This is a genomic window from Streptomyces sp. FIT100 (genome assembly GCF_024584805.1).
Lineage (GTDB): Bacteria > Actinomycetota > Actinomycetes > Streptomycetales > Streptomycetaceae > Streptomyces.
In genome coordinates this window covers 6,315,091-6,335,123 of sequence record NZ_CP075715.1, presented here as the reverse complement: position 1 = coordinate 6,335,123, position 20,033 = coordinate 6,315,091, and the positions used below count along the sequence as shown (strand labels likewise).

Below are 20,033 nucleotides of genomic sequence, written 5' to 3'. Positions count from 1 at the left end.
CAGCAGTGCCATCCCGCACCCTGGAGGAGAGCCATCGTGCCTCGTACCGTCAGGGACGTCGTCTTCGTCGACGGCGTCCGCACCCCGTTCGGCAAGGCGGGCCCGAAGGGCATCTACCACGAGACCCGCGCCGACGACCTCGTCGTGAAGGCGATCCGGGAGCTGCTGCGCCGCAACCCGGACCTCGACCCCAAGAAGATCGACGAGGTCGCCATCGCCGCGACCACGCAGATCGGTGACCAGGGTCTGACCATCGGCCGCACCGCCGGCATCCTCGCGGGACTGCCGCAGTCCGTGCCCGGGTACTCGATCGACCGCATGTGCGCCGGCGCGCTGACCGCCGTGACCACGGTCGCGGGCAGCGTGGCCTTCGGTGCGTACGACGTCGCCATCGCCGGCGGTGTCGAGCACATGGGCCGCCACCCGATGGGCGAGGGCGTCGACCCGAACCCGCGCTTCGTGTCGGAGAAGCTCGTCGACGAGTCGGCCCTCTTCATGGGCATGACCGCGGAGAACCTGCACGACCGCTACCCGCACATCACCAAGCAGCGCGCGGACGAGTACGCCGTGCGCTCGCAGGAGAAGGCCGCCAAGGCGTACGCCAACGGCAGGATCCAGCAGGACCTGGTGCCGATCTCGGTGCGCCGCACCTCCCCGGAGGCCGGCGAGACCGGCTGGGGCCTGGTCACCGCCGACGAGCCGATGCGCCCGGGAACGACCCTGGAGAACCTCGCCGGTCTGAAGACGCCGTTCCGTGTCCACGGCCGCGTCACCGCCGGCAACGCCGCGGGCCTGAACGACGGTGCCACCGCCTCGATCATCGCCTCCGAGGAGTTCGCCCGCGCGAACAACCTGCCGGTGAAGATGCGCCTCGTCTCGTACTCCTTCGTCGGAGTCGAGCCGGAGGTCATGGGCTACGGCCCGATCCCGGCGACCGAGAAGGCACTCGCCCAGGCGGGGCTGTCCATCGAGGACATCGGCCTGTTCGAGGTCAACGAGGCCTTCGCCGTCCAGGTCCTGGCCTTCCTCGACCACTACGGCATCGCCGACGACGACGCCCGCGTCAACCAGTACGGCGGCGCCATCGCCTTCGGCCACCCGCTCGCCTCCTCCGGCGTCCGTCTGATGACGCAGCTGGCCCGCCAGTTCGAGGAGCAGCCGGAGGTCCGTTACGGCCTCACCACGATGTGCGTCGGCTTCGGCATGGGCGCCACCGTGATCTGGGAGAACCCGCACCACAAGGACGCCGGAGGCAACAAGTGAGCACCACCGCTGAGCTCCTGAAGGGCGCGGCCGAGCTGTTCCCGGACGAGGTCGTCACCAGCGCCCATGTGCGCCACTTCGAACTGCCCGCCGGTGCGGGCCGGTTCGCGCTGATCACGCTGGACAACGGCCTGGACCACACCAAGCCGACCACCTTCGGACCGCAGTCCCTGGCGAACCTCGACACCGCCATCGACCAGGTGGAGAAGGAGGCGTCCGAGGGCGCCGTCGTCGGCGTCGGCATCACCGGCAAGCCGTTCATCTTCGCCGTCGGCGCCGACCTGAAGGGCGTCGAGCTGCTGGGGCGCCACGAGGACGCGCTCGCCATCGGCAAGGGCGGCCACGACGTCTTCAAGCGGCTGTCCGGCCTGGCCGTCCCGACGTTCGCGTACTACAACGGCGCGGCGATGGGCGGCGGTGTCGAGGTCGGTCTGCACTGCACCTACCGGACCGTCTCCAAGGCCATCCCGGCTTTCTCGCTGCCCGAGGTCTTCCTCGGCCTGGTCCCGGGCTGGGGCGGCTGCACGATCCTGCCGAACCTGATCGGCGCGGACCGCGCGGTCTCGGTCATCATCGAGAACTCGCTGAACCAGAACAAGCAGCTCAAGGGCGGCCAGGTCTTCGAGCTCGGCATCGCCGACGCGATCTTCGAAGGCGCCGACTTCCTGGAGCAGTCGCTGATCTGGACGGCGTCCGTCCTCAAGGGCGAGACGGCCGTCGAGCGCGCCGAGGTCGACCGTGGTGAGGGCTGGGACCAGGCCGTCGCCCGCGGCCGGTTCATCGCCGACTCCAAGGTGCACGGCGCGGCCCCGGCCGCGTACCGCGCCCTCGACATCATCGAGGCGTCCAAGGACGGCGACCTCCAGAAGGGCTTCGACGCGGAGGACACCGCCCTCGCCGACCTGATCATGGGCGGCGAACTGCGCTCCGGCATCTACGCCTTCAACCTGGTGCAGAAGCGCGGCAAGCGCCCGGCCGGCGCGCCGGACAAGAACCTGGCCCGCCCGGTCACCAAGGTCGGCGTCGTCGGCGCCGGTCTGATGGCCTCCCAGCTCGCGCTGCTCTTCCTGCGCCGCCTGGAGGTGCCGGTCGTCCTCACCGACATCGACCAGGAGCGCGTCGACAAGGGTGTGGGCTACGTCCACGCCGAGATCGAGAAGCTGCTCGGCAAGGGTCGGATCGACCAGGACAAGGCCAATCGCCTCAAGGCCCTGGTCACCGGTGTGCTCGACAAGGCCGAGGGCTTCGCGGACGCGGACTTCATCATCGAGGCCGTCTTCGAGGAGATGTCCGTCAAGCAGAAGGTGTTCGCGGAGATCGAGGCTGTCGCCCCGGCGCACGCCGTCCTCGCCACCAACACCTCCTCGCTGTCGGTCTCCGAGATGGCCTCCAAGCTCCGGCACCCGGAGCGGGTCGTCGGCTTCCACTTCTTCAACCCGGTCGCGGTGCTGCCGCTCCTGGAGATCGTCCGCGGCGAGCGGACGGACGACGCCTCGCTGGCCACCGCCTTCGGTGTGGCGAAGAAGCTGAAGAAGACCGCGGTGCTGACGAAGGACGCCCCGGCGTTCGTCGTCAACCGCATCCTGACCCGCTTCATGGGCGAGATCCAGAACGTCATCGACGAGGGCACCCCGGTCGCCACCGCCGAGAAGGCGATCGAGCCGCTCGGTCTGCCGATGTCGCCGCTGGTCCTGCTGGAACTGGTCGGCCCGGCCATCGGTCTGCACGTCTCCGAGACGCTGAACCGCGCCTTCCCCGACCGCTTCACGGTCTCCCCGAACCTGAAGGCGGTCGTCGAGGCCGGCAAGCGCGGCTTCTACGTCTACGACAGCGGCAAGCCGGAGCTCGACCCGGAGGTCGCCGCGCTGCTGAAGCAGGGCGACAGCGTCCTGACGGAGGAGCAGGTCCGGGCGCGCGTCCTGGACGCGGTCGCGCAGGAGATCGGCCTGATGCTGGAAGAGGGCGTCGTGGCCGAGGCGCAGGACATCGACCTCTGCCTGATCACGGGCGCCGGCTGGCCCTTCCACCTGGGCGGCATCACGCCGTACCTGGACCGCGAGGGTGTCAGCGAGCGCGTGAACGGCAAGAGGTTCCTGGCGCAGGGCGTCGCGAGCGTTCCCGCGTAACCGGCCGGTGAACGGCGCGAGGGCCGTACGGGATTTCCCGTACGGCCCTCGCCTGTGTCCCGGCCCACCGTCCCCGCGTTCTTGTCCCGGCGCCCCGTCCGGGGCGCCGGGGGTTCAGACCGTGGTCCAGGGCTCCATCGCCAGGCCCGACTCGGCCTTCTGACGCGTCACCCGCAGCGTGCCGTCGGCCCCGAGAGCGGTCAGCACCACCCGTCCGCTGCCGTCGACCGCCAGGGCGGGAACGCCGACGCAGGGCTCCCCCGAGGACGTCCACTCGGCCCCCGCCGACTCGTTCTCCGTCGGGTACGCGGCCAGCGCAGGACGCCCGTCCGGGCCCCTCTGCGCCATGATCGTGCAGTCCTGCCCGTCGACCGGTGTGCGGAGCAGCGCGAGCGGTCCCCAGCCACCGGTGCCGCCCAGTGCGGCCGGCTCGTCCATGCCCTCGCGCCACGCCTGGACGGTGCCGGTGGCGGCCTCGCGCCAGAAGTGGGTCAGTCGTCCGCGGCCGGTGCGCTCGGAGCTCACCGAACCCGGCACGACCGCCACCACGATGTCGTCGGCCCGTTCGAACGGTGCTCCCAGCGCATCATGGACCCAGCGCAGGACGCTGGTCTCCGTCACCGCGACGACCTCGGTGAGGCCGGCGTCGGTCGTCGCCACGGCCGGCACGCCCCGCACATCGCCGCCCTTGAGATCGGCCCAGGAACCCCAGCGGCCGTTCAGCGACTGCGGGCGGTGGGTCACCCCGCCTTCGGCGTTGCGGATGAAGACGTGCAGGGCGCCCCGGGGGTCGATGAGGGAGGAGGGGAACCCTATTCGCCCGGCCCGCTCCCGGTCCGTCGGATAGGGGGTGCCCATGCTGTGCCACTGCCGCATGGGGCGGCCGGACTGGTACTGCATGGTCGTCGTCATCTCCGTGACGCTCTCACCGTTCGCGTTGCGCCGGCGCAGGGTCCCGGCGAGGTGCACATAGCCGTCCGCACCCTGCGCCAGGGCGAAATGCGGCAGCAGATCGGGCACCGGGAAGAACGTCGGACCGTCCCACTCGGGCCCGCCGGGCCGGGTCTCGGTCCAGCGCAGGATGCCCTGGTCGCCCGGCGCGTAGGCGGTGAGCCGGCCGTCCTTGCCGCGCAGCAGCCAGCCGGTGGTGGGCGGCAGGGCGGGGTCGGCCGGGAGCGAGGGGGTCGCGTCGGGAGCGCGGCGGGGCTGCTTCCCGGGCCGCCGGGCCCTGTCCGTTCGCTGCTTCGCCCTCCGCACCAGCCTCAGTGCCATTGCCCCTAGCCACCTTCCCTGAGCGCCGTGCAAGCGCTTGATTGACGTGACGATAACACTCGTCGGACACTTCGATCAGTGCGGTCGCACGCTGGTCTGTGCAACCCTCCTGACATGCGGATTCTCTTGATCGTCGATGCCGCGAACGTGGTCGGCTCGGTCCCCGACGGATGGTGGCGGGACCGCTTCGGCGCCACCGTGCGGCTGCGCGACGGGCTCGTCCCGGTCGCCCGGGAGGGCATTCCCGGGCATCCCGGGCCCGCCGAGGTGGTGCTCGTCGTGGAGGGGCGGGCCCGGGGCGTGGAGTCCGTGCCGGAGGTACGGGTCGAGGCCGCGCCCGGCAGCGGTGACGACCGCATCGTCGAGCTGGTCGGGGCCGCCCCTGACCGCACCCGGGTCGTGGTGACCGCGGACCGGGGGCTGCGCGAGCGGGTCGAGGCGCTGGGCGCGCAGTGCATGGGTCCGAGGGCGGTGCGTCAGCCCCCCGAGGCCCCCGGGTCCCCCAGGTCCGCCGGGTCCGCCAGGTCCGCCAGGTCCGCCAGGTCCGCCAGGTCCGCCAGGTCCGCCAGGTCCGCCAGGTCATCCGAGCGGCCCGGTCCCTCCGGGTCCCCCGAGCCGCCCGGCGAGCGGACGTAGAGGACCGCGCCGTCGACGGGGTCCGGCAGCGGTTCGTACCGTCCGGCGAGGAGACGGCGCAGGGTGGGCAGCTCCTCGGGGGCGTACGGCTTGCCGCGCGAGTCGTCGACGATCAGTACCGGCGGGCGGTCCCGCAACTCGGTGAGGAAGACCGGCCAGGCGCCCGCCATCCCGAACTTCTCGCCGACGTGGGGGCCGTCGCGCCCGCCGCTGTAGTTGGTGAGCAGTCCGGCAGTGAGATAACGGCTGGCGGGCGTGCGGTCGGCGAGCCAGTACGTCTCGGGGTGCATGCCCCACATCAGCACCCGCTCCTGCGGGCCTGTGCGGTGGCGCACCTCCGCGGCGATCCGCTGCGCATGGGCGAGCTCGGGTCGCGGCGCGAGCATCCCCCAGAGCAGGAACAGCCCGCAGGCCCCGGCGGAGGTCAGCAGCGCCGAGGCGAGCCGGTCGCGCGGCAGGACCTGGAGGGCGGCGGCCGCCAGGAGCGTGAGGGGCGGCAGGAGCTGGAGGTAGTAGTGGCCGAAGAAGTGGAAACCGAGGAGCACGGCGGCGACGGAGGCGGCGAGCCACAGCCAGAGGTCGGCCGCGCCGGTCCTGGCCACCCGCAGCACCCGGACGACGGGGGCGATCAGGCCGGCGCAGGCGGCGCACAGCAGCGCGGTGTTCGCCAGGGCGCGGAAGAGGACGTGGAGTTCGGAGCCGGTGAACGCGGCGTACGCGCCGGAGCCGGTCACCGTCCAGAACAGGAACCCCGACGGGTCGGTGAGCAGGGCGGCGCCGAGCACGGGCAGCGTGAACGCGAGGGCGATCCGCAGCAGATGGGCCCGGTACGGCGACGGGCGCGGTGCGCTGCGCCAGAGCAGCCACAGCACGGGGGCGAGCACGGCCCCGCCGGTCTGCTTCATCAGGAACGCCCCGGCGACGGCAAGCCCGGCCCCGGTCCACCGGCCCCTGCCCGCGCACCACACGGCCGCGGCCGTGAACGGCAGCATGAAGATCTCGAAGGTGGCGGCCTGGGCGTCCTCGGGGTTGAGCCCGACCGAGACGAGCAGATAGAGCACACCCGTGGTGCGTCCGGCCCGGTCGCCCCAGCGGTCGCGTGCGGTCGCGGCCAGCAGCACGGCGGTGAGCAGCTGGGCGAGGACGGCGAGCAGCTTGAGCGGGCGCAGCGAGTCGTCGCCGAAGAGGGCGAAGCTGGCCTCGTACAGCCAGGGCAGCAGCGGCGGCTTGCGGTCGACGACCGTGTCGTACAGCGCTCCCCCACTGGCGAGTATCCGTGCCTGGACGGCGAGATGGCCCTCGTCGGGGTTCCACAGCGGGTGCCGGAAGGAAGGGATCCGGGTGATGGCCGCGAGGACGGCGAGGACGGGGACGAGCCGCCGCCAGTATCCGCCGGGTGACCGGCCGCCGAGGGGCACGGCGGCGGCTGCGTACCGTGGCGACGGCAGCGGCGCGGTGAGCATGCGCACACAGTAGAGGCCCCGTATGTCCCACTGAAGCAGGACATACAGGGCCGGATGGAGTCAGGCACTCCGGTGTGTTCAGTACTTGGCGTCCGCGCCCAGCTTGCCGAGGCGGCTGCGCCAGTAGCCGTAGAGGAAGTAGACGACGATGCCGATGGCCATCCAGATGGCGAACCGCAGCCAGGTCTCGGCCGGGAGGTTGAGCATCAGCCAGAACGAGGCCGCGATGGACACGATGGGGATCACCGGCACCCAGGGGGTGCGGAAGGCGCGGTGCAGGTCGGGCCGGGTGCGGCGCAGCACGATGACGCCGAGCGCCACGATGACGAAGGCGAAGAGCGTGCCGATGTTCACCAGTGCCGCGAGCTCTTCGAGGCTGGTGAAGCCGGCGACGATGGCGATGATCACGCCCAGCAGGATCGTCGGCCGGTACGGGGTGCGGAACTTCGGGTGGGTGACGGAGAAGAAGCGCGGCAGCAGTCCGTCACGGCTCATCGCGAAGAACACCCGGGTCTGGCCGAGCAGCAGGATCATGCAGACGGTGGTGAGGCCGACGGCCGCGCCGAAGCTGATGGCACCGGCGAAGAAGGGCTGGCCGACGGATTTGAAGGCGTCGGCGAGCGGGGCGCTGGCCGACATCTGCGTGTAGTGCTGCATGCCGGTGACGACGAGCGACACGGCCACGTAGAGCAGCGTGCAGACGAGCAGGGAGCCGAGGATGCCGCGCGGCATGTCCCGCTGCGGGTTCCTGGTCTCCTCGGCGGCGGTGGCCACGACGTCGAAGCCGATGAAGGCGAAGAAGACGATGGAGGCCGCGGTGAAGACGCCCATGACACCGAAGTTGGTGGGCGCGTAGCCGAAGAGGACCTGGACCAGCGGGGAGTCGAGGCCGGCACCGGTCGGCTGCGGCTGGGCCTTCGGGATGAACGGCTGGTAGTTGGCGCCCTTGATGAAGAACAGGCCCGCGATGATGACCATCAGCACGACGGTGACCTTGATGGCGACCACGACCGCGGTGATCCTGGCCGACAGCTTCACCCCGACGACCAGGATGACGGTCAGCAGCAGGACCAGCAGGAAGGCCAGCAGGTCGAAGGTGCCGCCCGGTACGTCGGGCCCGGCCAGCGCGGGGGGCATGTCCCAGCCGACGTTGCCCATGAGGCTGCGCACGTACCCGGACCAGCCGACCGCCACCACGGCGGTGCCGAGGGCGAATTCGAGGACCAGGTCCCAGCCGATGATCCAGGCGGGCAGCTCGCCGATCGAGGCGTACGCGAAGGTGTACGCCGAACCGGCCACCGGCACGGTGGAGGCGAACTCGGCGTAGCACAGCGCCGCGAGGGCGCAGACGATGCCGGAGGCGACGAAGGCCAGGGCGGTCGCGGGTCCGGCGTTCTCCTTGGCCACGATGCCGGTGAGCACGAAGATGCCCGTGCCGATGATGACGCCGACGCCGAAGACGGTGAGGTCCCAGGCGGACAGGGACTTCTTCAGCGCGTGCTCGGGCTCCTCGGTGTCGCGGATCGACTGCTCCACCGTCTTGGTGCGGAACACCCCGGGGTCGTGGCGGGGCTGCTGATCTGTGCTCACCGGTGTACCTCCGTACCCATGGCCATGAGCCCATGATCGAGATGGGTACGGGAAGCCGCCCGTCCACCGGATGCCTTTCACACGAAAGGACCGGCCGGAGCCGCCCAGGGTGCTCCGACCGGCCCAATGCGTACGCCGGATGAATCGGTTCGTCAGTCGCGTGCGGGCTCCGGGGCCGCGGCCGGGTCGTCGTCGAGCCGTCCGTCCAGGGTGGAGACCAGGCCGGTGACCTGGCGGGCGATGTCCGGGGCGGTCAGCCCGATCTCGGCCATGACCTCCTTGCGGGAGGCGTGGTCGAGGAAGCGCGGCGGGATGCCGAAGTCACGCATCGGTACGTCCACACCGGCGTCGCGCAGCGCCTGCGAGACGGCCGAGCCGACGCCGCCGGCGCGGCTGTTGTCCTCGACGGTGACGACGACGCGGTGCTGCTCGGCGAGGGGCGCGAGCTGCTCGTCGACCGGCTTGACCCAGCGGGGGTCGACGACGGTGGTCGAGATGCCCTGCTTGTCGAGGAGGCCGGCGATCTCCAGGCACATGGGCGCAAGCGCGCCGACGGAGACCAGCAGCACATCGGGCTCGGCGGTGCCCGGCTCGCGCAGGACGTCCATGCCGCCGACGCGGCGGACGGCCGGGACGGCGGGGCCGACGACGCCCTTGGAGTAGCGCACGACGGTCGGGGCGTCCTTGACCTCGACGGCCTCGCGGAGCTGGGCGCGCAGCTGCTCGGCGTCGCGCGGGGCGGCCAGCCGCAGCGTCGGGACGACCTGGAGGATCGACATGTCCCACATGCCGTTGTGGGAGGCGCCGTCGTCGCCGGTGACTCCGGCCCGGTCGAGGACGAAGGTGACACCGCACTTGTGCAGGGCCACGTCCATCAGGACCTGGTCGAAGGCGCGGTTGAGGAAGGTCGCGTAGACGGCGAAGACGGGGTGGAGCCCACCGGTGGCGAGGCCGGCCGCGGAGGTGGCGGCGTGCTGCTCGGCGATACCGACGTCGTAGACGCGGTCGGGGAAGGCGTCGGCGAACTTCTTGAGGCCCACGGGGTGGAGCATGGCCGCGGTGATCGCGACGATGTCCTCGCGCTCCTTGCCGAGCTTGACCATCTCGTCGGCGAAGACGGAGGTCCAGCTGGCCGCGGCGGTCTTGATGGGCAGGCCGGTGTCGGGGTGGATCGGGCCGATGCCGTGGAAGCGGTCGGCCTCGTCCTGCTCGGCGTGCTGGTAGCCGCGGCCCTTCTCGGTGAGGCAGTGCACGATCACCGGACCGCCGAACCGTTTCGCGCGGGTGAGCGCGGACTCCAGCGCGGCGAGGTCATGGCCGTCGATGGGGCCGACGTACTTCAGGCCGAGGTCCTCGAACATGCCCTGCGGGGCGATGAAGTCCTTCAGGCCCTTCTTCGCTCCGTGCAGCGTCTCGTAGAGCGGCTTCCCGACGACGGGGGTGCGCCCCAGGATGTCCTTGCCGCGGGCGAGGAAGCGCTCGTAGCCGTCCGTGGTGCGCAGGGTGGCGAGGTGGTTGGCGAGGCCGCCGATGGTCGGGCCGTACGAGCGCTCGTTGTCGTTGACGACGATGACGAGCGGGCGGTCCTTGGCGTCGGCGATGTTGTTGAGCGCCTCCCAGGCCATGCCGCCGGTGAGGGCCCCGTCACCGATGACGGCGACGACGTGGTCGTCCTTCTTCAGCACCTGGTTGGCCTTGGCGAGGCCGTCCGCCCAGCCGAGGACCGTGGAGGCGTGGGAGTTCTCGATGACGTCGTGCTCGGACTCGGCGCGCGAGGGGTAGCCGGACAGGCCGCCCTTGGCACGCAGCTTCGAGAAGTCCTGGCGGCCGGTGAGCAGCTTGTGGACGTAGCTCTGGTGCCCGGTGTCGAAGAGCACCTTGTCGTTGGGCGAGTCGAAGACGCGGTGGAGGGCGATGGTCATCTCGACCACGCCGAGATTGGGGCCGAGGTGCCCGCCGGTCTTGGATACGGCGTCCACCAGGAAGGTCCGGATCTCTGCGGCCAGCTGGTCGAGCTGCTCCGGGCTGAGCCGGTCCAGATCGCGCGGTCCCTTGATACGGGTAAGCAGTGCCACCCGTGCCTCCTTGCGTGTGAGCTGGTCGAGCTTGCCGATCGATTGGACGAGTCTAATCTTCCGCCCGCGGCGCCGGTCATCGGGCGGTGCCTTGAGTGTCACGCCTTTCGACGACGGGCCGCCGGTCGGACACAGCAGTGCCCGGCGCCGGTTCCGGCGCCGGGCACTGCGTGCGGGAAGCTGCGGGAGGTCAGGCGCGGCCCGCGGTCTTCTGCGTCTTGCGGGTGACGGAGTCGATCACGACGGTGGCGAGGAGCACACCACCCGTGATCATGAACTGGATCGGCGTGGCGATGCCCTCCAGCGCGAGTCCGTACTGGATCGAGACGATCACCATGACGCCGAGCAGCGCGTTCCAGGTGCGGCCCCGGCCGCCGAAGAGGCTGGTGCCGCCGATGACGGCCGCCGCGATGACGTTCATCAGGAGCTCACCTGCACCGGCACTCTGGTTGGCCGCCGCGATCTTCGAGGCCCAGAAGAGACCGCCGATGGCGGCGAAGGTGCCGGCGATGGCGAAGACCGAGATCCGGACCGCGGTGACATTGATACCGGCGCGCCGAGCGGCCTCGACGCTGCCGCCGAGAGCGAAGATCTTCCGGCCGTACGCGGTGCGCCGCAGTACGAAGTCCGTGATCACCAGGACCGCCAGGAACAGCACCAGCGCGAGCGGCAGGCCCTTGTACTGGTTGAACATGTATGCGGCGCCGAAGGCGACGACGGCGAGCAGGGCCGTACGGAGCAGGATGTCCGCGAGCGGCCGCGACGGGATTCCAGCGGCCTCACGGCGACGGCTGTCGAAGAACGCCGACAGGAAGAAGGCAGCCACCGCGATCGCGGCGAGGCCGTAGGCGGCCGCCACGTCCGCGAAGAAGTACGTGGTCAGCTTCGCGACCACGCCCTCGCTGTCCAGGTTGATGGTGCCCTGGTCACCGAGGAGCTGGAGCATGAAGCCCTGCCAGAAGAGCAGTCCCGCGAGGGTGACGGCGAAGGCCGGCGCACCGATCCTGGCGAAGAAGAAGCCGTGGACGGTACCGATCAGCGCACCACCCGCGACTGCGGCGAGGAGGGCGAGCCACTCGTTCATGCCTTGGGTGACGCTCAGCACGGCGACGATCGCGCCGGAGACACCGCTCACCGCGCCGACCGACAGATCGATCTCGCCGAGCAGCAGCACGAAGATGATGCCGACGGCCATCATGCCGGTGCCGACCATCGTGACGGCGATGTTGCTGAGGTTCTCCGCGGAGAGGAAGTTCGAGTTCAGGCTCTGGAAGATCACGCAGATCAGGATCAGGCCGACGACGACCGGCATCGAGCCGAGGTCACCGGCGTGCATCTTGCGCTTGAACTCCGACACGTAGCCGGCGAGGCCCTGCTCGCGCACCAGCAGCCGGGGGTCGACCGCGGTGACCGCGTCATGGGCGGCCTCCGGGTTCACCACCTCGTGCGCGCCCACGGGGGCGGAGGTCTTTTCGGTGCTCACTTCTGCGCCTCCGAGGTGCGCGCCGCGCGCCGGGTCACCGCGTTGTCGGTGGCGCCGGTGATGGCGGAGATGATCTCTTCCTGAGAGGTGGACTTGACGTCGAAGACGCCGTTGTTCCGGCCGAGCCGGAGCACCGCCACCTTGTCGGCGACGGCCTTCACATCGGCCATGTTGTGGCTGATGAGGATGACCGCGTGGCCGCGCTCGCGCAGCCGCTCCACGAGGTCGAGCACCTGTGCGGTCTGCTCGACGCCGAGGGCGGCGGTGGGCTCGTCGAGGATGACGAGCTTGGGCTCGCCGAGCATCGAACGGGCGATGGCCACGGTCTGCCGCTGCCCGCCGGAGAGCGAGGCGATCGGGATACGGACGCTGGGGATGCGGATCGACAGCGTGCTCAGGAGCTCGCGGGAGCGGCGCTCCATCTCGACCTCGTCGAGTATCCCGCGCTTGCGGAGCTCACGACCGAGGTAGAGGTTGCCGACGACGTCGATGTTGTCGCACAGTGCGAGGTCCTGGTAGACCGTCGCGATGCCCAGGTTCTGGGCGTCGTGCGGCCTGCTGATCGATACGGCCTTGCCTTCCCACTCGATGACGCCTTCATCGATGGGGTGCACGCCGGCGATCGTCTTGACCAGCGTGGACTTTCCGGCGCCGTTGTCGCCGACGAGGGCGACCACCTCACCGGCGTGGATCTCGAGCTCTACGTCGGTGAGCGCCTGAACGGCACCGAACCGCTTGGAGACCCCGCGCAACGCCAGCACGGGCGTAGCGGACACGTGAACCATCTCCTTCGCCGCCTGACCGGCGGGGATACAGCATAAGAACAAGTGGAACAAAAAGGGGAGAAGCGTTTCTGTCCGGCGCCCCGCCCCGATAGCGGGGGCTGGATGGGGCGGGGGCACCGGACAGGCTTCAGGGGAGGCGCCGTCCCTCGCGGGACGCGGGGCCTACTTCAGGCCGAGCGCGTCGCAGGCGGCCTTGTACTTCGGGGTGCAGATCTCGGCGGCCGTGTAGACGCCGTCCTTGATGACGGTGTCCTGGATGTTGTCCTTGGTCAGCGCGACGACCGGGACGAGCACGGACGGGATGCCCTTGGTGGTCGGGCTGTCGACGCGGGACGTCTCGATGGAGCCGAGCTTCTCGCCCTTGGCGAGCGCGACGGCCATCTCGGCGGCGGCGGCGGCCTCCGGCGCGTACGGCTTGTAGACGCTGGAGTACTGCTCACCGGCGATGATCCGCTGCACACCCGCGAGCTCGGCGTCCTGGCCGGTGACCGGCGGGAGCTTGGCGAAGCCGGCGGCCTTCAGGGCGGTGATGATGCCGCCCGCCATGCCGTCGTTGGCGGAGTAGACGCCGATGATCTTGTCCTTGCCCAGGGCCGAGATCGCCGCCTCCATGTTGGCGTTGGCGTTCTCCGGCTTCCACTCCTTGGTGTCGTACTCCTTGCCGACGTTCACCTTGCCGTCGAGCTCGGAGTGGGCACCGCTCTTGAAGAGCTTGGCGTTCGGGTCGGTGACCGAGCCGTTCATCATCACGACCTGGCCGTCCTTGGCCTTGGCGCCCAGGGCCTCCAGGAGCGACTTGCCCTGGACGCGGCCGACCTCTTCGTTGTCGAAGGAGGTGTAGGCGTCGATCGGGCCCTCGGCGAGGCGGTCGAAGGCGACGACGGGGATGCCCGCCTCCTTGGCCTTCTTCACGCCGCCCGCGATCGCCTTGGAGTCGACCGCGTCCACGATCAGCGCGTCGACCTTGTTGGTGATCATGGTGTCGACCTGCTGCGTCTGCAGGGTCGCGTCCTGCTTGGCGTTGGCGTAGACGACCTTGGCCTTGCCGTTCGTGAGCTCGCTGATCTTCTTCTCGATGAGCGGCTTGTCGAACTTCTCGTAACGCGCGGTCTGGTTCTCGGGAAGAAGGAGACCGATGGTGATGTCGTCGCCCTTGGCGGCGCCGCTCTCGGACCCGTTCTCGCCGGACTCCTTGGCGCTGCCACAGGCGGCGAGCGACACAGCCATCGCGGTGGCGGCCACGGCCACGGCGGCACGACGCATCTGCGTGTTCATTCAGAAACCTCCCTGACGAGGCCGCGTCGTTGCGGCCGAGGTGGCTGGAAGTCAACTCGGCCGCAACGCCAGCGTCAAGGAGTAAATCCTTAACGAGATGACAACGGTGCCATTCGTTATCTAAGTGAAGGCAGGCGCCCCGGCCGGGACCGAGCTGTCCAGAAGTGTCGAATCGCCCATTTCGCTGAGTACGAGGGCCAGCGCGCCCAGCACTTCGGCCCGTCCGCCCAGCGCCCCCGGAAGGACGGAGAGCTGGCGTGCCGCGCTGGGAATCGCATACCGGGAGACCGAGTCGCGGATCGGCGCGAGGACCAATTCTCCCGCCTCGGCCAGATTTCCGCCCAGCACCACCCGGCTGGGATTGAGCAGATTGCACAGGTTGGCCACACCGCTGCCGATGTGGCGTCCGACGTCGGCGACCACCCGGCGGCAGCCCGGGTCGCCCTCGCGCGCCAGCTGCACGACGCGCTCCATGGTCAGATCCGGGCCGTGGCTCGGCCTCAGCAGCGGCAGCACGTACGGGGCGGCCGCGAAGGTCTCCAGGCAGCCGCGGTTTCCGCAGCGGCAGACGGGCCCCGACTCGTCCAGCGTGATGTGTCCGATCTCACCGGCCGTGCCGCCCGGGCCCCGGTAGATCTGGCCCTGGATCACCAGACCGGCGCCGACACCGCCGGCGACCTTGATGTACGCGAGGTCCCGGACCCCGCGCCCGCTCCCCCAGACCAGCTCGCCCAGCGCGCCCAGGTTGGCGTCGTTGTCCACGTACACGGGCACGCCGAGCCGGCGGGAGAGCTCGTCGGCGGGGTTGATCCCGCTCCAGCCCGGCAGGATCGCCGTGGAGCCCAGCGTGCCGGACTCCAGATCGATCGGGCCCGGTACGCCGAGCCCGACGCCGATCACCTTGTCCTGGCCGATCCCGGTCGTCTCGATCAGCCGCTTGACCAGCTGCTCCGCCCGGCCGAAGCCCTCGGCCGCCGACGCGTCCACGTCGAGCGGCTCGGACTCCTCGGCGAGCACCTGGTGGGCGAGGTTGCCGATCGCGACCCGCAGATGGGTGTGGCCGAAGTCGACGCCGACGACGATCCCGGCGTCCCCGCTGAGCGAGACGCTGCGGGCCCGGCGGCCACCGGCCGAGGTGGGCGTGACATCGACGGTCCCGCCGTCCTTCAGTTCGCGAACGATATTGGAGACGGTGGCGGCGGACAGCCCGGTGGACCTCGCGATCTCGGCCTGGGTGAGCGAACCGGCCATGCGCACAGCACGTACGACCCGCTCGAGATTGGCCCGATGCAGAGATGTCTGCGACCCCGGAGTCTCCATCGACTCACACACTCCCACCTCGACGGGACGGCGCGACGGCCGCGCCCGTCTTCCGGGGCACGGCGATGTGTCCCCGAACTGTCTACAATTAGTGAAGTCTAGGCTCGGTGGACACGGTTACCGGCGTCAAGACCTTGATGAGACTGTGACCAATACGTCCCGATTTTCGCCTCGCTTACGTGATGTCTACTCGGTGTCTCGAGTTTCGCACTGTGCGGTTCGTCCACGCTGTGCTCACGAAGTTGGCCCGGCCAGGGATGATCGTGCCCGGTCGACGCGGCGCCTGCCGCGTACCGCCGTGTATGCACAGGACGAAGGCATCGGCGCCGCCGGCACGTGGCTGCTGACGCGCGAGCGGTGGCAGACCGGCTTCGTCGACGCCATCGGCACCGGCGCGGCCTGCTCGGCCAGGTCGAGGGCCGCACCGACGACCAGTTCGCACGCATGTGGAACGCCCTGCTGGGCGAGGGGACGATCGGCCGGACCCTGCTGACCGCGTGGATCGACAAGGAGAACCTGCGCAACCCGTTGGCCCTGGCCCTGGCCCGCACGGGAGCAGACCGCCACCGCATCGGAACAGGCCCGCTGGAAGTTCCTCACCTGGTGCACGGACTCCGGCATCCCCCGAGGTCCGGCAGCTCGCGACCACAGCCGACCGGTAGTGGCCCGGGATCGCCGCCTTCATCGACACAGGTCACAGCAGCGCCAGGAGTTCGCATCGCTCGACTGTGAAGACCCGCCTTGATCCACCAGGCGAGGGCGGCGGAGACGAGGGATCCGGAGAGCGCGGCCTTCGCTCGGGGCAAGGCACATGACGACGCGACGGCGGTATTCGCCGAGGTGCGGCCCCCGCACGCACCATGAAGCGAGACTACCTGCCGAGGTCAACAATTGTTGACCTCGGCAGGTAGTCAGACGGCAGGGTCAGCGGAAGGTGCCCTGCGACACCGAACCGGCGATCCGGCGTTGGAACACGACGTACACGATCAGTACCGGCACGACCGTGACCACGATCGCCGCGAACAGCGCGCCATAGTCGATGTCGTAGACCTGCGAGGACGCGTAGGCGGCCATCCCCTGGGTCAGGACCCACTTGTCCTGGTCGGTGTTGAGCGCCACGGGCAGCAGGAACTGGTTCCACAACCCCAGGAAGTTGAAGATCGCCACCGCGGCCATGCCCGGACGCGCCATCGGCAACATCACCTGGAAGAACGCCCGCCAGTCACCCGCACCGTCGATCAACGCGGCCTCGTAGACGTCATGCGGCAGTGACCGGAAGAACGCATAGAGGAAGAACATCGTGAACGGCAGCGCGAACGCGACGTAGGTGAGGATCAGTCCCAGACGCGTGTTCAGCAACCCGAGGTTCTGCAGCTGGAAGAACAGCGGCACGATCGCCAGGAAGACGGGGAAGGTCAACCCGGCCAGCATCACGTAGTAGATCAGCCGACGTCCGGGGAACTCGAACCGGGCGAGGATGTAGGCGCACATCGCGCCCAACAACATCACCAGGAACAGCGCACAGACAACGACGATCACCGAATTCAGGAAGTACTTCCCGATGTTCGCGTCGGTCCACGCGTTCGCGTAGTTCTCGACCCTCCAGTGATCCGGAAGCGAGAACGGCGACGACAGGATTTCACCGGTCGACTTGAACGACGACATCAGCACCCACAGCATGGGCACGATCACGATCACGGCCCACACAGTCAGCAAGGCGTGCGAGATCGTCGCAAACCTCCGGTCGCTGCTTGCGGAGGCCCTCACCAGCCTCCGGTCGGCGGCTACGGCGCTCACTGAGCACCTCCCTTGGCTCCAGCACGCCGAGCCTTGAACCCACGCGCATTCTCTTTGTCCTCGCCACCGCCGGTCAGGCGACTGACGGTGAAGACCAGCGCCGCGAACACCAGGGTGACAACGGCGAGGACGACCCCCATCGCGGTGGCGTATCCGAACTGCTGCTGCCGGAAGGCGACATTGAACAGCCGCTGGCTGATCGTGAGGGTCGAGTTGTCCGGCCCACCGTTCGGCAGCAGCGCCTGTACGAAGACGAACGCGTCCAGCGCGGCGATGCCCAGGTAGATGTACGCCGTCTGCACACTGTCACGGATCGCCGGCAGGGTGATCGAGATCGTTGTCCGGAACCGACCGGCCCCGTCGATCCTGGCCGCCTCGTACAGTTCGGCGGGAACTCCCTTGATCGCGGCGATGAAGAGCACCGCGTAGAAGCCGACGAGCCCCCAGACGAAGACGAACATCAGGGACGGCATCGCGGTCGCGCTTTCGCCCAGCCAGGCGAACGCCTCGAACTGGTCCAACCCGACCTTGGTGAGGAAGCCGTTGACCAGGCCGGCGTTCGGGTCGAACATCTGCGCCCAGATCAGGCCGACGATGATCGCCGGCACGACGTAGGGGAAGAACGAGATGATTCGATAGAACGAAGCGCCCCGGATCCCCCGGACGGGGCCCTTGCTGGGCCCGCCCAGGGTGATGGCCACCGCGACCCCGAGGGCGAGGGTCAACGTCACCAACGGCACGACGGCCGCCAGCAATGCGACATTGCGCAGCGCCTTCAGGAAGATGTCGTCCTGGAACATCTTGGTGAAGTTGTCCAGCCCGACGAAGTTGTAGTCCGGGCTGAAGCCGCGCCAGTCGGTCATCGCCCAGTAGATCGCCTGGACGAACGGGATCAGGACGAAGGTCACGAAGACGGCCAACGGGATACCGAGGAACGCGAGGAAGAACGTCACCCGGTCGAAGGTGAGCTTGCGGCGTCGGGGCCGCCCGCCGCGAGCGGCCGGCGTCGGCCGGCGGCTCGCGGCTTCGGGTTTGGTGATCGTGTCACTCATAGCGGTGCTAGCTGACCTCGAGCTTTTCGATGGAGTCGTCTTCCCTGACCTTGTCGGAGATCTTCTGCAGAGCCGAGGTCAGGCCCTTGGCGTCAAGGTCACCGGCAAGGAACGAGTTCCACGGCACCAGCTGGTCGGTGTTCATCCCGTAGGCGCCGACGAAGTTCCAGGTGAAGATGTTCTCGCCCGCGGCCTCGAGCATCTGCGACTGCGAGACCAGCGCCGACGATCCGTAGCCGTCGGCGGGCACGGTGCCCTTGATGATCGTCGGGGCCAGCTTCGTCTTGGAGAAGTTGGCAGCCGCCTCCTTGGACAGCATCGCCCGCAGCACCTCTTTGCCGCCGGCCGCGTTCTTGCCCTGCTTGGGAACGATGAAAGGCTCGCCCGCGGCAGCGTGAACCGCCTCGTAGGGAAGTTTCGAGCTGCCGGTGAGCGTCATGGACGGGATGCCGGTCATCTGGAAGTCGGCCTTGGTGGCGTCCTTCATCTCGTTCTCGATCCAGCCACCGGTCGGGTAGAGGAGCGCCTTCTGGTCGTTGCTCCAGGCAGCCTGCGCCTTCTGGAACTGGGTGCCGGAGCCGCCGGGGACGAACATGCCCTCCTTGACCATCTTCTCCATGATCGTGAGGACGCCCTGGACGGCCGGGTGCGACCAGGAGTCCGCCTCCAGCTTCTCGAGAGCGAGCCGAACCTCGTCGCCACCCTCCTTGATCGCCGACTCGATCGCCAGCGTCTGGTAGTAGGTCGCGGCCTCCTTGCCGTGGACGAAGAGGTACTTGCCCTTCGCCTTCGCCTTCTTGCCCAGCTCGTACGCTTCGGCCCAGGTCTTCGGCGCGGTCCAGCCGTTCGCCTCGAACAGCGTCTTCGAGTACCAGACGCCGTACACCGTCATCACGTAGTTGAGCGCGACGAACTTGCCGTTGAACGTCCCAGGCTCCCTCACGCCGGCGTAGATCGTGTCGGCGATCTTCGTGCCTTCGTAGTTGTTGGCCTCGAGGACGTCATCCAGTGGCTCGAGCTGGTTGAGGATGCCGAGGAAGCCGATCTGGTCCTCACCGGAGTTGTCGATGAGGTCCGGCGGGTTGCCGCCGACGAACCGGGGCTGGAGCTCCGGGGCGATGTCGACGACCGGCTTGACCGCGACCGTGACACCCTTGACCTGCTTCCCCATGACCTTGTTGGCGTATTCGACATAGTCGACGCCGTAGCCGCCGTCGAAGATGGCCGCTTCGACCTTGGAGCCTTCGGCGACGCCGAACGGGTTGGTGGAGCTCGTCTTGCCCTTCGGGCCGCCGCCACCACCGTTGCCAGAGGGAGAGCCACACGCAACCGCAAGCGAACCCATGGCTGCCGTTGCGATCGCCCCGCGCAGGAGCGTCCGCCTATCAAGAGAGCCGGTACGAGAGGTCATCTCTGCATCCTTACCGATCGTTTGGATCTTCATGGGTTTGCTGCGTGTCTGGCTGTCAGGCTGTCAGGCTGTCAGGCCAGGTTGGCCATGCGCTTGCCGCACTTCTCTTTGAGCGCGTCCTTGTGTGAGTCTTCGCCTCGAATGTTGGCGGAGATGTCCATCGGGGCGTTTCGCCGTCGCTTCGGAGCCGCTCAGCGACACCGATGGCGATCAGCTGAGCGACGCATCCCGCCGCGATCGACGAGACAGCGCCGGCGCCCCTTCACCGCCGCCACTCGATGCACACGAATTCGGAAAAGCGGTCACCGGGGCCGCGGCCAGAGCGACAGTCGTGCTCCGCTTGATCAGATCGCGACGGCCTACGTCGAGGGTGGATTCCATACTCAAGTCCTCACTCTCCACAGGACTCGGGCGGAACCGGGTCCCCGTCTTCGCTCGCCTTCGGCGAAGGTGCCGATTACCGCGATCAGTTGGTACTGAATCTT

13 protein-coding genes and 1 pseudogene are annotated in these 20,033 nt (G+C 69.0%); 3 read left to right on the top strand and 11 right to left on the bottom strand.

What is annotated here, in order from left to right; all coding sequences use genetic code 11:
• Positions 1-36: 36 nt before the first annotated feature.
• Positions 37-1,263, top strand: coding sequence for an acetyl-CoA C-acyltransferase (locus tag KK483_RS28450; protein ID WP_262008067.1), 1,227 nt, complete (start codon positions 37-39; stop codon positions 1,261-1,263).
• Positions 1,260-3,389, top strand: coding sequence for a 3-hydroxyacyl-CoA dehydrogenase NAD-binding domain-containing protein (locus KK483_RS28445; RefSeq protein WP_262008066.1), 2,130 nt, complete (start codon positions 1,260-1,262; stop codon positions 3,387-3,389). Before KK483_RS28450 ends, KK483_RS28445 begins: the two co-directional genes overlap by 4 nt.
• 114 nt (positions 3,390-3,503) lie before the next feature.
• On the opposite strand, the gene KK483_RS28440 is transcribed toward KK483_RS28445, so the two are convergent.
• Positions 3,504-4,661: a hypothetical protein gene (locus KK483_RS28440; protein ID WP_262008065.1), complete on the bottom strand. Its 1,158-nt coding sequence runs from the start codon at positions 4,659-4,661 to the stop codon at positions 3,504-3,506.
• Between the two features lie 114 nt (positions 4,662-4,775).
• On the opposite strand from KK483_RS28440, the pseudogene KK483_RS28435 reads away from it, so the two are divergent.
• Positions 4,776-5,153: pseudogene (locus tag KK483_RS28435) on the top strand (NTP pyrophosphohydrolase); the annotation flags it as partial.
• On the opposite strand, the gene KK483_RS28430 reads toward KK483_RS28435, so the two are convergent.
• The 10 genes from KK483_RS28430 to ngcE all read right to left on the bottom strand — a co-directional run bounded on the left by KK483_RS28430 (position 5,138) and on the right by ngcE (position 19,548).
• Entirely contained in the window at positions 5,138-6,760 is a 1,623-nt protein-coding gene (locus KK483_RS28430; protein ID WP_262008064.1) for a glycosyltransferase family 39 protein, read from the bottom strand. The pseudogene KK483_RS28435 and the gene KK483_RS28430 overlap by 16 nt on opposite strands.
• Before the next feature lie 78 nt (positions 6,761-6,838).
• Positions 6,839-8,350 (bottom strand): amino acid permease, encoded by a 1,512-nt coding sequence (locus KK483_RS28425; RefSeq protein ID WP_262008063.1) that lies wholly within the window; start codon positions 8,348-8,350, stop codon positions 6,839-6,841.
• A gap of 152 nt (positions 8,351-8,502) precedes the next feature.
• Positions 8,503-10,425 (bottom strand): 1-deoxy-D-xylulose-5-phosphate synthase, encoded by a 1,923-nt coding sequence (gene dxs / locus KK483_RS28420; protein WP_262008062.1) that lies wholly within the window; start codon positions 10,423-10,425, stop codon positions 8,503-8,505.
• 190 nt (positions 10,426-10,615) lie between these two features.
• Complete coding sequence (locus tag KK483_RS28415) at positions 10,616-11,908, bottom strand: sugar ABC transporter permease (RefSeq protein ID WP_262008061.1); 1,293 nt, start codon at positions 11,906-11,908, stop codon at positions 10,616-10,618.
• On the bottom strand, positions 11,905-12,693 hold the full coding sequence (locus KK483_RS28410) for an ATP-binding cassette domain-containing protein (protein WP_262008060.1): 789 nt from the start codon (positions 12,691-12,693) through the stop codon (positions 11,905-11,907). Before KK483_RS28410 ends, KK483_RS28415 begins: the two co-directional genes overlap by 4 nt.
• Positions 12,694-12,855: 162 nt before the next feature.
• Positions 12,856-13,968: a sugar ABC transporter substrate-binding protein gene (locus tag KK483_RS28405; RefSeq protein WP_262008059.1), complete on the bottom strand. Its 1,113-nt coding sequence runs from the start codon at positions 13,966-13,968 to the stop codon at positions 12,856-12,858.
• Between the two features lie 120 nt (positions 13,969-14,088).
• A complete protein-coding gene (locus KK483_RS28400; RefSeq protein WP_262008058.1) occupies positions 14,089-15,288 on the bottom strand; it encodes an ROK family transcriptional regulator in 1,200 nt (399 codons plus the stop codon).
• Between the two features lie 924 nt (positions 15,289-16,212).
• Entirely contained in the window at positions 16,213-17,085 is an 873-nt protein-coding gene (locus KK483_RS28395) for a carbohydrate ABC transporter permease (protein WP_262008057.1), read from the bottom strand.
• The gene (locus tag KK483_RS28390) at positions 17,082-18,137 is read right to left on the bottom strand and encodes a carbohydrate ABC transporter permease (RefSeq protein WP_262008056.1); all 1,056 of its coding nucleotides are present in this window, start codon (positions 18,135-18,137) and stop codon (positions 17,082-17,084) included. The genes KK483_RS28395 and KK483_RS28390 overlap by 4 nt, the downstream gene beginning before the upstream one ends.
• Before the next feature lie 7 nt (positions 18,138-18,144).
• Positions 18,145-19,548, bottom strand: coding sequence for an N-acetylglucosamine/diacetylchitobiose ABC transporter substrate-binding protein (gene ngcE, locus KK483_RS28385; RefSeq protein ID WP_262008055.1), 1,404 nt, complete (start codon positions 19,546-19,548; stop codon positions 18,145-18,147).
• Positions 19,549-20,033 lie beyond the last annotated feature (485 nt).

Bases quoted from the DNA above. Each gene is read 5' to 3' on its own strand.
- KK483_RS28410 (WP_262008060.1), bottom strand. From the start codon at position 12,693: ATGGTTCACGTGTCCGCTACGCCCGTGCTGGCGTTGCGCGGGGTCTCC.
- KK483_RS28390 (WP_262008056.1), bottom strand. From the start codon at position 18,137: ATGAGTGACACGATCACCAAACCCGAAGCCGCGAGCCGCCGGCCGACG.
- KK483_RS28405 (WP_262008059.1), bottom strand. From the start codon at position 13,968: ATGAACACGCAGATGCGTCGTGCCGCCGTGGCCGTGGCCGCCACCGCG.
- KK483_RS28430 (WP_262008064.1), bottom strand. From the start codon at position 6,760: ATGCTCACCGCGCCGCTGCCGTCGCCACGGTACGCAGCCGCCGCCGTG.
- KK483_RS28440 (WP_262008065.1), bottom strand. From the start codon at position 4,661: ATGGCACTGAGGCTGGTGCGGAGGGCGAAGCAGCGAACGGACAGGGCC.
- ngcE (WP_262008055.1), bottom strand. From the start codon at position 19,548: ATGACCTCTCGTACCGGCTCTCTTGATAGGCGGACGCTCCTGCGCGGG.
- KK483_RS28400 (WP_262008058.1), bottom strand. From the start codon at position 15,288: ATGGAGACTCCGGGGTCGCAGACATCTCTGCATCGGGCCAATCTCGAG.